Origin of the sequence: Myxococcus sp. MISCRS1, assembly GCF_026626605.1 — a bacterium.
Classification (GTDB): domain Bacteria; phylum Myxococcota; class Myxococcia; order Myxococcales; family Myxococcaceae; genus Myxococcus; species Myxococcus fulvus.
Genome location: NZ_JAPNKB010000001.1, coordinates 3637394 through 3650446, shown reverse-complemented (window position 1 = coordinate 3650446; position 13053 = coordinate 3637394). Strand labels below are relative to the sequence as shown.

The following is a 13053-nucleotide window of genomic DNA, read 5'->3' as shown; positions in this document are numbered from 1 at the left end:
TGCGCGGGGCCGTATGCGGTGGCGCGTAGGTCGGCGCCGTCATGCGGTAGTGCCGGGGTGGGGGGCGCGGGGCGCTCTCATGCCGTCGCGAAGGCGCGGCGCCCGAGCGCGTGCCGGGCTGTGAGGCGCTCCGAGCGCTCGTTCGTCATCGGGTGTTCCGCTGCGCCTGCGAAGGGCCGCTCCGGGTGCATGCGAGCTGTCCGGTGATGGAGTGTGTCGCTGCGATGCGCCTTGTCTGGAATGGCGGAGCCCTCGCAGACTCCGGGCCGTGAACGCGCGCTCCCTGTCGACGCTGGCCCTTCTCATCACCTCCACGCAGACCGCCTGTGTCTCGCCGCAGAAGGGGCGCGAGGAGCTGCCCGTGGAGGAGCCGGGGGCTCCGGCGCGACTGTGGCGGCGCAGCGCGAGCGAGCGCGACTTCGAGCGCTTCACCCGCGAGGGCACGGCGGTGACGGCGGACGGTGTGCTCGTGCTGGAGGTCTCGGCGCGGACCGACAACGTGCCCGTGCCCGCGGGCCGGTTGGAGGATGGGAGCACGCGCTACCACGAGGCGACCTACCGACTGGGGAGCGCCGTCTCCGAGGTGCAGCTCGTGCCAGGGGGCTTCAACAGCGTCATCCCGTCCTTCGATGCGCTGACGCCGCCGGGCACGTGGGTGAAGGTGACGCTGGCCGCGCGCATCGAGGGCGTCTGGACGAAGGACTACCACCTGGGGGTGTGGGCCTTCGACAAGGAGCCCGTGGCGCGGCACAGCGTGGAGGGACAGGGCGACGCGGACGGTCAGGTGTTCACGGACACGCTCAACCTCAAGCGTCGCGCGGACGCGCTGCGGATGACGGTGTGGCTGTTCTCGTCCAACCCGGAGGCCACGCCGCGTGTGCGTGCGTTGTCGGCGGCGGTGAGCGACAAGCAGGGTGTCGCATGGGATGGCGGTGGAGACCGGAGCGTCTGGGGGACGGTGCTGGAGGTGCCCGGCCACTCGCAGATGCTGTACCCGGACGGTGGGCCTGTGTGGTGCTCGCCGACGTCCACCACGATGCTGCTCGCGTATTGGGGGCGGAGGCTGGGGCGGCCGGAGCTGGTGACCACGGTGCCTTCGTCGGCGGACCGGACGTATGACTGGGTCTACAAGGGCACGGGGAACTGGGTCTTCAACACGGCCTATGCCTCGGCGATGGGCGACGGCGCGCTGCATGGCGCGGTGCTGCGGCTGGATGGCTTCGCGCAGGTGGAGCGGCTCATCGCCGCGGGCATCCCGGTCAGCATCAGCATCGCCTACGAGGAGGGAGAGCTCACCGGCTCACCCGTGCGCAGCTCCGATGGCCACCTCATCGTGCTCAAGGGCTTCACCCCCGAGGGGGATGTCGTGTGCAACGACCCCGCCTTCAAGACGGATGAGACGGTGTCGGTGACGTACAAGCGCGAGGAGCTGTGGCGCGCGTGGCAGCACTCTCGGGGCGCGACGTATGTGCTGTGGCCCTCGGGCACCGCGCTTCCTGTCGAGCTGATTGGGGTGCTGCGCTGACCGGGGCGTGGGGGCTGTTTCACCGTGAGACAATGTCTCGGGTCTCACGGTGCATACGGGTTTCCACTCGTGCGGGTGGGGGCGCGGGAGGCTCCATTCCGTTACATGTGACATCCACCGTCGTGGCGGCACGGATTACGCACCCGGGCGGAGTCGTGCGCAGGGGGCCCCACCTCGGACGACGTTGAGCAAGCGGGCGAGCCCTCGTACCGTGTCGTCCACATGCGACGTTGGCTTCAGCTCGCCCTTCTCCTGCCTGGAATCGCCTGCACGCCTTCGTCCAAGACGGAGGAGCCCGGTCCGGCGGGCACCGTCACACCTCCTGGCTCGATAGCAGCCGCCGCGCGTGATGAAGCGGGGACGCCTTCCGCCGCGAAGGGGCTCGGAGCTGCTCCAGGTGGCGCGAACAGCGGCGGAGCAGCGCCGACGGCCACCGAGATGGGACCCTCGAGCGGACTCGAAGGCGGCGGACCGACGCAGCCTGGGGCAGCACCGCTCGCGAATCCTCCCTCGGCGCGGGGACTCGCGAACAGCGCGGCCACGCCGCCAGGTCATGTGAGCGGTGCACCGACGGACCTCGGAGCAGCACCTCCCGCGAGCCCCTCGGGAGAGGAGCGCGCCAACGGTGTGATCGGCACGAACGGCGGTCACGTGAACAGCGCACCGATGGAACCCGGAGCCGCGCCTCTCGCGAGTCCTTCCTCTGCCCAGGGCCTCGCGAACAGCGCGGCCACGCCGAGCGAAACAGCGTCTTCGCCAGTCAGGGTGAACGGTGCCCCATCAGGGCCCGGGGCGGCGCCCACCGCGAATCCCTCCGCACTCGGCGACACGGCTCGGGCCGATACGACAGTCCCTTCCGCGCAACCCTCCTCGGTGGTTCCCCCGGTCGACGGAGGCACACCCGTCACCGCCGCGACACCAGGCGAGCTGCTCGCGGCCTGGAACCGCACGGCGCCGGTGCTCGACACGGATGGCGGTCCCTCGCGTCCCGTCGTCGCCGCGCCGCCTCCGCACTCCGATGCCCCCTCCGCCGGCCACGAGCCCTCGCTCTCCATCGACCCCGAGCTCAGCGCCACCCCGAAGCCCGAGCGACAGGACCTCCCCTCCGGAGAAGACACGGACGCTCCGCCCCCCGTCGAGCAGCTCGTCGTCATCCCCGACCGGAAGAACCCGAGCGAAGAGCTCGTGCTCGGCCCCGACGGCGAGCCCCTCGAGGACACCAGCCTCGTGCTCGATGACCCCGCTCTCGGGCTCGAAGGCGAGGACCCCGAACCCACGGCCTCCACCAGCCCCGACGCGGGCTCCGAGCCCGTCGCCATTCCCTACCAGCCCGACGCCGGCTCGCTGCGTGTCCTCCGCTCCATTGCCGTGCGCTCCGAGCCGCGTCAGAGCTCACCACCCCTGGGCACCGTGGCCCAGGACATGCGCGTCCTGTGGAAGAGCGAGACGGCCATGCGCAACTCCGAGTGCGAGGCCTGGGTCGAAATCCAGCCGCGCGGCTGGGTCTGCGAGCGCTACCTGGAGCGCAACTTCCGCGAGCCCCGCGTGCGCGACCTCCCCCGCCTCCGCGAGGGCGAGCTCACCCCCGGCATCTACGCACGCGTCGTCGGCAAGCGCGTGCGCGCCTACCCCAGCCTCGCCCTGGCCCGCGTCCGCAGGAAGGGCGTGCTCCTCAAGGGCTCGGTGACGGTGCAACTGCGCGGACAGGTGCGCGTGGGACGCCGCACCTTCTGGCGCACCACGGATGGCCAGTACCTGGAGGCCCGGGTGCTGCGCGAGTACCGGCCCTCGGCCTTCGTCGGCGTGGACGCGGAGCAGATGTCCGAGCTCTCCTCGCCCTTCGCCTGGGCCCAGTCACGCCTCAAGCCCACCGCGCCCGTCATCGTCCGCGTCGCCCCCGACGAGAAGGCCGCGCGCGAGACGGTGCTCCCTCCGAGGACGCTCGTCGCCGTGCGCGAGCTGTCCCCTGATGGCCGCTGGGTGCTCATCTCCGAGGACCACTGGGTGGCGCGAGACGACCTGCACGTGGCCTGGTTCACCCACGCGCCCCCTGGCGTCGAGCCCGGTGAGCGCTGGCTGGACGTGGACCTGGAGGCGCAGGTGCTCGTGGCCTACGAGGGCGAGCGCCCCGTGTACGCCACGCTCGTCTCCTCCGGGAAGCCCGGCACGGACACGCCCGAGGGCCTCTACCGCGTCTGGATCAAGTTCGCCGAGGCCGACATGACCGGCTCCGGCACCGCGGGCAATGACACCTACCGCGTGGCCACCGTGCCGTGGACCATGTTCTTCGAGCGCGACTACGCGCTGCACACCGCCTACTGGCACGACCGCTTCGGCGAGCCCACGAGTCACGGCTGCGTCAACCTCTCGCCGCGCGACGCCCGGCTCCTCTACACCTGGGCCGCGCCGGAGGTCCCCACTGGCTGGTCCATGGTGCACGCGACGCCGGAGTCCCCCGGCTCGTGGGTGCGCATCCGGGGACAGGCGAGCCTGCCCCCGAAGACCCAGAAGGAGCGCAAGGCGCGCGTCGTCGCCAGCACGCGCGGCCTGCGCTGAATCACCGCCGCTTCAGCCCACCACCGACACGGTGACGCGTCGGCGGTGGGGCGACGTGCGGTGCTCCCAGACGTAGACGCCCTGCCACGTCCCCAGGTCCGGCGCGCCGTTCTTCACGGGGATGCTCAGCGAACTCTGCGTGAGCACCGTGCGCACGTGCGCCGGCATGTCATCGGGCCCCTCCGCGTCGTGCACGAACAGCGGGTCCCCGTCCTTCACCAGCCGCGCGAAGAAGGCCTCCAAATCCCGGCGCACATCCGGGTCCGCGTTCTCGCTCAACACCAGGGACGCGCTGGTGTGGTGGAGGAACACCGTGCACAGCCCCTGCTCCAGGCCGCTGTGCGCCACCACCTCGCGCACGTCCCCGGTGATGTCCGTGAAGCCGCGTCCCCGCGTGGACACCGTGAGCTGCTTCGCGTGGTACATGCTCTCGTCAGCCTCCCAGCCGGGCCTTCAGGAACGCGGCCAGGCGCGTCAGCTCGCCCCCGTCAATCGTGTGCGGCCCGTCGAAGGGGAAGAAGTCCACGGACAGGCCCGCCTTCACCAACGTGTCGCGCAGGCGCTCGGCCGCCGCGAAGGGCAGCACGTCGTCATGGCGACCGTGGGCCTGGAACACCGGCAGCCCCTGACGGGCCTTGGCCTTCTGCGTCCACTCCGCCTCCGCCAGCAGCGTGCCCGATAGGATGCACAACCCCGCGGGGCACTCCTCCAGCCGCAGCGCCACGTCCGTCGTCACCATGCCGCCCTGGCTGAAGCCGCCCAGGACGATGCGGTTGTAGGGCAGCTTCGTCGCCGTCGACACCGCGTCCACCACGGACGTGACGGCGCGGCGCGCGGCGGGCAGGCCCTCCGGGACGCTCTTCCCATACGTGTCCCAGTCCCGCTGCTGCCCGCGCATGATGGACTCGGGCAGATGGAACCAGGCACGTCCGGACGCCATGCCCCACTGCGCCAGCGACAGCGGCGCCCCAGGGAACACGAAGCGCACGCGCCCGGCCAGCGAGGCCTCCAGCCCGACAAGCTCCGGCGCCAGCATCACCAGGTCCGTGGCCGGCGCGCCGAAGCCGTGGCAGAGCACCACCACCAGCTCCGGCGTGGCGCCCTCGGACAGCCCGTCCACCACCTGGCAGTCCAGCTCGCCCAGGCGTGTCGCCACGCGGCGCAGCTTGGGCGGGCTCATCACTTCGCCCCGGCCGTGGCCGGCGCGTCCGCCAGGGTGATCTTCTGGATGACCACCGGCTCCACCGGCCGGTCACCGGGGCCCGTCTTCACCTTGGAAATCTTCTCCACCACGTCGTAGCCCTTCGTCACCTCGCCGAAGATGGTGTGGCGGTTGTTGAGGAAGTCCGTCACCGCCGTGGTGATGAAGAACTGACTGCCGTTGGTGCCCGGGCCCGCGTTGGCCATGGCGAGCAGGCCCGTCTTGTTGAACGTGCGGCCGCTCTGGAACTCGTCGGCGAAGCGGTAGCCCGGGTCACCGCGGCCGGTGCCCGTGGGGTCGCCACCCTGAATCATGAAGTTCGGAATCACGCGGTGGAAGATGACGCCGTTGTACAGCGGCCGGCCCGTCACCTGCTCGCCCGTGTTCGGGTCCTTCCACGGCTTCTCGCCCGTGGCCAGGCCCACGAAGTTGGCCACCGTCAGCGGCGCGTCCTTGGAGAACAGGCGCAGCTCGATGGTGCCCTGGTTCGTCTCCATCGTGGCCAGCAGGTCCTGACCGGCCTGGACCTTCTTGGTCCACTCTCCGGTGGCCTCGGGGGCGGCGGGGGGCGGCGTGGCCGCGACGGGCTTGTCCGCGGGCTTCGTCGCGGCGGGCGGGGTGGGCGTGGCCGCGGTGGGCTCCTTCTTGTCGGAGGAGTCCTTGCAAGCGGCGAGGGAGAGGCTCAGCACGAGCGCAGTCAGGATTCGGAAGGTCATGGGCGGCGCAGATTACCCCCACCCGCGCCGGATTCCAGGACGTCTCGTCGCCCCCCGCCCCGGACGTCCACCGCAGGGCACAATCCCCCTCAGCGGGGCTCGAGCGCCAGTGCCACCATCACCTCGGTGAGGTCCCCCGGGTGGTAGCGGCTGAAGCCCGGGAAGGCGCGCAGCGCGGCCTCCGCGTGGTCCATGTCCGACAGCCGCACCAGGCCCGCCCCCGGCACCTCCGCGTCCAGCGCCGTCACCATGCCGTCGGAAGCGTACTGGTAGCGCTCGTCCAGGTAGCGCTGCAGCGCGTAGAGCGACGACAGCCTCGACAGGCGCGAGGTGGCGAGCGCCACCGTGGGGATGTCCAGGGGGTAGGGGTGCCGGCGGATGAACTCCATGCGCTTCGTGTAGGACAGCTCCTCCACCGAGCGCGACACCCCGTGGAACAGCAGCGGGAAGGCGAAGTCGATGAGCCTGCGCATCTCCGGCGTGGTGGACAGGTCGTGCGCGATGGGCGAGCCGCCGTACGGCGCCTGCAGCGTCACCACCGCGCGCACCACGCGGCGCAGCTCCGGGTACAGCGCGAGCACCGCCGTGCACTCCACGCCGCCCTTGCTGTGGCCCACCAGCACCACCGAGCGCCCGAAGTGCGCCGCGTCCAGCAGCGCCTCGCGCAGCACCGCGACGTTGTCGAGCAGCAGCCCCTCGGTGTCCACCGGCGCCTCGCGCACGTCCAGGCCCCGGCGCTCCAGCCGCTGCACGTTGTCCAACAGGTACCCGGGCAGCTCGTCGCCCAGCATCCCCCGCACCAGCACGTACTGGTGACGCCACGCCTCCACCGGCAACACCGGCTCGCCGTCCCGCACCCGCGCGAGCAGCGCGTGGAAGCGCGGCGTCAGGTCCACCGACGGAGGCGCGCCCGCCGGCAGGTTCAGGAGCCAGCCAGCCATGCCGCCACAGCCCGGTCCCCACCAGCGCGGCGCGGCGGGAAGTCCTCTCAGACCTCGCGTCAGCCGGGCGATGGCCCCGGGCTCCCGCTCCGGAGAGGGCGTGGGGATGGGGGACACGGGCACTTCGGGGGGCGACGGCTGCGTCATTTCACTTGCGGAGCGTAGCGGCAAGCGCGGGCCGGACGCCAACGAGGGGGCGCCCCGGGGGCACGAGCGGCTTTCGTGGGTCGGGGCTCGTGCTAAAGAGGTGGGCAGAGGCGGGAGGACTTCGAAGCTGACGACCGGACAGGAATGGCTCGTTGACGCGAGCGGCTGCTCGCCTGGGTTGCTCAAGGACGCGGCCGCGTTGGCGGCGCTCTTCGAGGAGCTCATCGTCCTGCTGGACCTGAAGGTCGTGGGTCAGCCGCAGTGGCACGTGTTCCCGGAGCCCGGGGGCATCACCGGCCTGACGTTGCTGGCCGAAAGCCACCTGGCCATCCACACCTTCCCCGAGCATGGCTTCGCCGCGCTCAATGTCTACTGCTGCCGCCCGCGCTCCCGGCCCGACTTCGAGTCGCTGCTGGCCAGGCGCCTGGGCGCGGCCTCATGCGAGGTGCGTGAGCTGAAGCGGGGGGTGATGGCGTGAGTCAGGGGAGGTGTCCGTCGTGCGGCGCGGACGTGGAGTTCACCGCCGGCTCGGCGCAGGTCGTGGTGTGCGGACACTGCCAGACGGTGGTGGCTCGCAAGGGCGATGACTTCGAGTCGCACGGGAAGATTGGCCGCATCGTCCCCACCGACTCCCCGCTCCAGCTGGGCGCGGAGGGGCGCTACGCGCGCACGGGCTTCCGGGTGGTGGGCCACCTGCAGAAGGACCATGGCGCGGGCCCGTGGGACGAGTGGTACGTGGAGTTCGACGACGGCCGCGCCGCGTGGATGAGCGAGTCCGAGGGCGCCTTCCACCTGCTGCTCGACGGCGGCGTGGAGGAGGGCCTCCAGCTGGAGGACATGCACCCCGGAGAGCGGCTGAAGCTGCGCAACCGCGTCTGGGTGGTGGAGGAGCGCGGCCACGGCACCGTGGTGGCCGCCGAGGGACAGCTCCCCAGCGACGTGGACCCCACGCAGGACTCCTATTACGTCGACGCCACGGGCTCCAACGGCGCCTTCCTCACCCTGGACTTCGGCACCCGCCACCGCGACCCGGAGGTCTTCATCGGGGAGCGGCTCAAGCTCGACCAACTCGGCATCCCCGCCGACCAGCTGCGCCCGCGCGCGAAGCGCAAGGTGGACCTGCAGCAGGCGCGCTGCACCGAGTGCAACGGCCCGCTGGAGCTGCGCGCGCCGGACCAGTCGCTGCGCGTGGCGTGCCCGTTCTGCGGCGCGCTGCTGGATGTGCGCAAGGGCAAGCTGTCCTTCCTGCGGCTGCTCGAGAAGCCCGACCATCCGCCCCTCATCCCGCTGGGCGCGAAGGGGACGCTGAAGAACACGGAGTGGATGTGCATCGGCTTCCTCGTGCGCTCGTGCACGGTGGAGGGCGTGCGCTACCCGTGGGAGGAGTACCTGCTGTACCACCGGGCGAAGGGCTTCGTCTGGCTGATGAACTCCAACGGCCACTGGGTGTTCCTGGAGCCGGTGGCCGCCGGTGACGTGTCGCTGGCCCCGCTGACGTCCGCCTTCTTCGACAAGCGGCGCTACAAGGCCTTCCAGAACGTGCACGCGGTGACGGAGACGGTGCAGGGCGAGTTCTACTGGAAGGTGCAGGCCGGCGAGTCCGCCGAGGCCACCGAGTACGTGAATCCGCCGTACTCCCTCAACGTGGACGCCACCGAGGACGAGGTGACGTACACGCATGGCGAGTACCTGGCGCCGGAGGTCATCCAGAAGGCCTTCAACCTGGAGAAACTGCCTTCGCCCGAGGGCATCCAGCCCAGCCAGCCCAACCCCTTCTCCGAGCGGATGAAGTCCACCTTCCTGTGGTCCTTCATCTGGTTCCTGGGGCTCGTGGTGCTCTCGGGCCTGTTCTCCATCAGCTCGCTGAACCGGGTGGTGCTGGAGCAGAGCATCACGGTGCCGCCGGAGGCGATGTCCAACACACCGTCCGCCACGCGCTTCAGCGAGCCGTTCGAGCTGACCAAGCGCGGCAACATGAAGGTGGAGGTCGCCGCGGGGCTGGGCAACAGCTGGCTGGGCGTGCAGGGCGACCTGGTGAACCAGGACACGGGCGACGTGACGACCTTCTACCAGGAGCTCAGCTACTACTTCGGCCAGGACAGCGACGGCTCCTGGTCCGAGGGCAGCCCGAGCGAGACCCTGTACCTGTCCACGCTGCCGGCGGGGAAGTACGTGCTGCGCACCACGGCGTCCTTCGACGCGTCACCGCAGCCCACCGCGCGCAACTACAGCGTGAAGCTGATTCACGACTCGCCCAACGGGAGCTGGTTCTGCGTGGCGCTGGTGCTGATGCTGCTGGGGCCGGTGTTCGCGTTCTTCCGCTCGCACAACTTCGAGACGCGCAGGTGGGCGGACAGCAACCTGGGCAGTCAGTAGGCTCGCGATGGCACGACACGGAGGCGGGGCATGAAGTGGTTCGGAGGCGTGGTGCTCGCGGCGTACGCGGCCATGATGTTGACCGGGTGGTCTCCGTTCACCCGTGAGGAGAAGGACCGGGTGCCGGGCACCGTGAAGCGCGGCCCGGGCGGCATCCTGTTGTGGACTGGTGGTTTTCAGGGAGGGAAGTGATGCTGTTACTCGGCGTCGTCGTGAGCTGGCAGGGTGTGCTGGCGAGCGTCATCTATTCGCTCATCGGCCTGGCGGTGTTCGTGGCGGGCTTCTACGTCATCCGCCTCATCATGCCGTTCGACGTGCACAAGGAGCTGGAGGTCGACCAGAACACGGCGGTCGGCATCGTCATCGGCTCGTTCATCCTCGGCCTGTCCATCATCGTGGCCGCGGCCATCGGTGGTTGACGGGGCGCTTGCCGTCGGGTGGACCGACGCGGCCGTGAAGTGACGACGTGAACAAGACGCTGCTGTACATCACCGTCATCGTCATCGCGACGTGCGGGCTCGTCTACGAGCTCGTCGTCGGGGCGCTGGCCAGCTACCTGCTGGGCGACTCCATCACCCAGTTCTCCACCGTCATCGGTGGCTACCTCTTCGCGATGGGCATCGGCAGCTACCTGTCGCGCTACATCGACAAGGGGGTGGCCCAGCGCTTCGTGGAGGTGGAGCTGGCGGTGGCGCTCCTGGGCGGCATCTGCGCGCCGGTGCTGTTCCTCACCTTCACGCTGACGGACATGTTCCAGGTGGCGCTGTACGGCAGCGTCATCGTCATCGGCGCGCTGGTGGGGCTGGAGATTCCGCTCCTCTTGCGCATCCTCAAGGACCAGCTGAAGTTCAAGGACCTGGTCAGCCAGGTGCTGTCGCTCGACTACCTGGGCGCGCTGGCGGCGAGCGTCGCGTTCCCGTTGCTGCTCGTCCCCAAGCTGGGGCTGGTGCGCACGTCACTGTTGTTCGGCATCCTGAACGCGGCGGTGGGCCTGTGGAGCACGTGGCTCCTGGCGCCGCTGCTGGGCAACCCGCTGCGCCTGCGCATCAAGGCGGTGGTGCTGACGGTGTTCCTGGTGGTGGGCTTCGCGCTGGGGGACAGGCTGACGACGTTCTACGAGGACCAGCTCTACGCGGACGACGTGGTGCACGCGTCCAGCTCACCGTACCAGCGCATCATCCTGACGCGCGGCAAGCGGGGCTTCTCGCTGTTCCTCAACGGCAACCTCCAGTTCGCGAGCCTGGACGAGTACCGCTACCACGAGTCCCTGGTGCACCCGGCCATGGTGCGCGCGGGCAAGGTGGAGCACGTGCTCATCCTGGGCGGCGGCGACGGGCTGGCCGCGCGCGAGGTGCTGCGCTACCCGGAGGTGCGCTCCGTCACGCTGGTGGACCTGGACCCGGCCATCACGGGCCTGGCCATGCGCTTCGACGAGCTGGTGAAGCTCAACCACCACTCGCTGACGGATGCGCGCATGCGCGTCATCAACACGGACGCGATGCAGTTCCTGATGGAGGGGACGCAGCAGTACGACGTGGTCATCGTCGACTTCCCGGACCCGAACAACTTCGCGCTGGGCAAGCTGTACACCACGGGCTTCTACAAGCTGCTCAAGAAGCGGGTGGCGCCCGACGGCGTGGCGGTGGTGCAGAGCACCAGCCCCCTGTTCGCGCGGCGCTCCTTCTGGTGCGTGGAGAACACGCTCAGGGCCGCGGGTTATTGGACGGAGCCCTACCACGCGCTGGTGCCGTCCTTCGGTGAGTGGGGCTACGTGCTGGTGGCGCACGAGGCGCCCGGCCACCACCGCGCGCTGCCCGAGGGCCTGCGCTTCCTGGACATTCCCACGCTGGAGTCGCTGACGCGCTTTCCTCCGGACATGGGCCCGCTGCCCACGGAGGTGAACCGGCTCAACAACCAGGTGCTGGTGCACTACTACGAGGAGGAGTGGCGGCGGTGGAACTGACGCGGCGGGAGCTCATCGCCGCGTTCCTCGGCTCGGCGGTGGCCAGCGCGTGCAAGCGCGACGCTCCCCGCGCGCCCATCCCCGGCGCCGTGGTGGACCGGGCGGTGGAGGTGGGCCACAAGCTGCGCGGCGGCCCGCTTCCTGTCGCCCAGACGGTGGAGCCGGTGGACGTGCTGGTGGTGGGCGGCGGAATCGCCGGCCTGTCCGCCGCGTGGCGGCTGATGGGCGCGGGCGTGAAGGACGTGCGCGTGGTGGAGCTGGAGGCGGACGTCGGCGGTACGTCCCGCTCCGGGCGCAATGCGGTGACGTCCTTCCCCTGGGGCGCGCACTACCTGCCGGCGCCCACGGAGGACCGGGGCCCGGTGGTGCGGCTCCTGCGCGAGATGGGCGCGGTGTCGGGCGTGGACGCGCAGGGCCTGCCGACGTTCGAGGAGACGCTGCTCATCCAGGAGCCGGACGAGCGCCACTTCTACCGGGGCCACTGGTACGAGGGGCTCTACCTGCGCGTGGGCGCCACGGCCGCAGACTTGGCCGAGCTGGAGCGCTTCGATGCGCGGATGAACGCCTTCGCCGCCGCGCGCGACGCGAAGGGGCGCAAGGCCTTCGCGGTGCCCACCTCGCGCTCCAGCGACGACGCGGAGTGGACGGCGCTGGACGCCTTGAGCATGGCCCAATGGCTGGAGCGCGAGGGCTTCCACTCCACGCGGCTGAAGTGGCTGGTGGACTACGCGTGCCGCGACGACTACGGCGCCACGTCCGAGCACGTCTCCGCGTGGGCGGGCATCTGGTACTTCGCCGCGCGGCAGGACGGGCAGGGCGAGCGCAGCGAGGGCTTCCTGAGCTGGCCCGAGGGCAACGGACGGCTGGTCCAACAGCTGTCGAGCTCGCTGCCTCCGCGCGCGGTGGAGCGCGACGTGCTGGTGCACACCGTGACGCCTTCGGCGAAGGGGTGCCGCGTGGACGCGCTGGATGCGCGCACGGGCCAGCCGCGCTCCTTCCAGGCGCGTCAGGTGGTGCTGACGTGTCCCCGCTTCATCGCCGCGCACGTGGTGGCGCCGTGGCGCGCGGAGCGGCCCGCGTGGCTGTCCGCGTTCACCTACGCGCCGTGGGTGGTGGCGAACCTGACGTTGTCCTCGCCGCCGGTGTCCCGGGGCTTCCCGCTCGCGTGGGACAACGTGTTCCAGGAGAGCAAGAGCCTGGGCTACGTGGTGGCCACGCACCAGCGGCTGCGCCAGGACGAGAACGGCCCCACGGTGCTCACTTGGTACCTGCCGATGGCGGGCGGGGACGTGAAGGCGGAGCGGGAGAAGGCGCTCTCCGCCAGCTACGCGGACTGGGAGGCACTCGTCATGGCGGACCTGCGCCCCGCGCACCCGGGAATCTCCGCGCAGGCGCAGCGGCTGGAGGTCCAGCGCTGGGGCCACGCCATGGTGCGGCCGACGCCCGGCTTCATCTGGGGGCCGGAGCGCCAGGCCGCGCAGGAGAGCCTGGGGCCCAGCCTGCACTTCGCGCACACGGACCTGGGGGGACTGGCCCTCTTCGAGGAGGCGAACTGGTTCGGGGTGAAGGCCGCGGAGCGCGTGCTGGCGGGACTGGGCGTGGCCTCCGAGAGCTGGCTGTAGCGCGAG

General features: G+C 70.7%; 12 protein-coding genes. 8 read left to right on the top strand and 4 right to left on the bottom strand.

Annotated features, from left to right (window positions below):
* Nucleotides 1-268 precede the first annotated feature (268 nt).
* Together OWM54_RS14040 and OWM54_RS14035 are read left to right on the top strand one after the other, a co-directional pair.
* Nucleotides 269-1525 carry a C39 family peptidase gene (locus OWM54_RS14040; protein ID WP_267697828.1) on the top strand — a complete coding sequence of 419 codons (1257 nt, stop codon included), beginning with the start codon at nucleotides 269-271 and terminating at the stop codon, nucleotides 1523-1525.
* An 873-nt stretch (nucleotides 1526-2398) separates the two neighbouring features.
* The gene (locus tag OWM54_RS14035) at nucleotides 2399-4081 is read left to right on the top strand and encodes a L,D-transpeptidase family protein (protein ID WP_267697827.1); all 1683 of its coding nucleotides are present in this window, start codon (nucleotides 2399-2401) and stop codon (nucleotides 4079-4081) included.
* Between the two features lie 12 nt (nucleotides 4082-4093).
* Here the strand turns inward: OWM54_RS14035 and OWM54_RS14030 are convergent, their stop codons facing one another.
* The 4 genes from OWM54_RS14030 to OWM54_RS14015 form a co-directional block, all read right to left on the bottom strand.
* Nucleotides 4094-4507, bottom strand: coding sequence for a secondary thiamine-phosphate synthase enzyme YjbQ (locus tag OWM54_RS14030; protein WP_267697826.1), 414 nt, complete (start codon nucleotides 4505-4507; stop codon nucleotides 4094-4096).
* Between the two features lie 7 nt (nucleotides 4508-4514).
* Nucleotides 4515-5261, bottom strand: coding sequence for an alpha/beta hydrolase (locus OWM54_RS14025; RefSeq protein WP_267697825.1), 747 nt, complete (start codon nucleotides 5259-5261; stop codon nucleotides 4515-4517).
* The gene (locus OWM54_RS14020) at nucleotides 5261-5998 is read right to left on the bottom strand and encodes a peptidylprolyl isomerase (RefSeq protein ID WP_223746249.1); all 738 of its coding nucleotides are present in this window, start codon (nucleotides 5996-5998) and stop codon (nucleotides 5261-5263) included. The genes OWM54_RS14025 and OWM54_RS14020 overlap by 1 nt, the downstream gene beginning before the upstream one ends.
* 89 nt (nucleotides 5999-6087) lie before the next feature.
* Nucleotides 6088-7056 (bottom strand): lipase, encoded by a 969-nt coding sequence (locus tag OWM54_RS14015; protein ID WP_223746250.1) that lies wholly within the window; start codon nucleotides 7054-7056, stop codon nucleotides 6088-6090.
* Between OWM54_RS14015 and speD the strand changes: the two genes are divergently transcribed.
* From speD to OWM54_RS13985, 6 genes are read left to right on the top strand one after another with little or no spacing between them, the layout of a single operon-like run.
* Nucleotides 6938-7564, top strand: coding sequence for an adenosylmethionine decarboxylase (gene speD, locus OWM54_RS43390; RefSeq protein WP_420715330.1), 627 nt, complete (start codon nucleotides 6938-6940; stop codon nucleotides 7562-7564). The genes OWM54_RS14015 and speD overlap by 119 nt on opposite strands.
* Nucleotides 7561-9462, top strand: a complete 1902-nt coding sequence (locus tag OWM54_RS14005) for a DUF4178 domain-containing protein (RefSeq protein WP_267697823.1) — start codon at nucleotides 7561-7563, stop codon at nucleotides 9460-9462. The genes speD and OWM54_RS14005 overlap by 4 nt, the downstream gene beginning before the upstream one ends.
* 30 nt (nucleotides 9463-9492) lie before the next feature.
* A complete protein-coding gene (locus tag OWM54_RS14000; protein WP_170300389.1) occupies nucleotides 9493-9654 on the top strand; it encodes a hypothetical protein in 162 nt (53 codons plus the stop codon).
* Nucleotides 9654-9881, top strand: coding sequence for a DUF350 domain-containing protein (locus tag OWM54_RS13995; RefSeq protein WP_046711323.1), 228 nt, complete (start codon nucleotides 9654-9656; stop codon nucleotides 9879-9881). The genes OWM54_RS14000 and OWM54_RS13995 overlap by 1 nt, the downstream gene beginning before the upstream one ends.
* Nucleotides 9882-9928: 47 nt before the next feature.
* Complete coding sequence (locus OWM54_RS13990) at nucleotides 9929-11425, top strand: polyamine aminopropyltransferase (RefSeq protein WP_267697822.1); 1497 nt, start codon at nucleotides 9929-9931, stop codon at nucleotides 11423-11425.
* Nucleotides 11416-13047 (top strand): flavin monoamine oxidase family protein, encoded by a 1632-nt coding sequence (locus tag OWM54_RS13985; protein WP_267697821.1) that lies wholly within the window; start codon nucleotides 11416-11418, stop codon nucleotides 13045-13047. The genes OWM54_RS13990 and OWM54_RS13985 overlap by 10 nt, the downstream gene beginning before the upstream one ends.
* The last annotated feature ends 6 nt before the right edge of the window (nucleotides 13048-13053 follow it).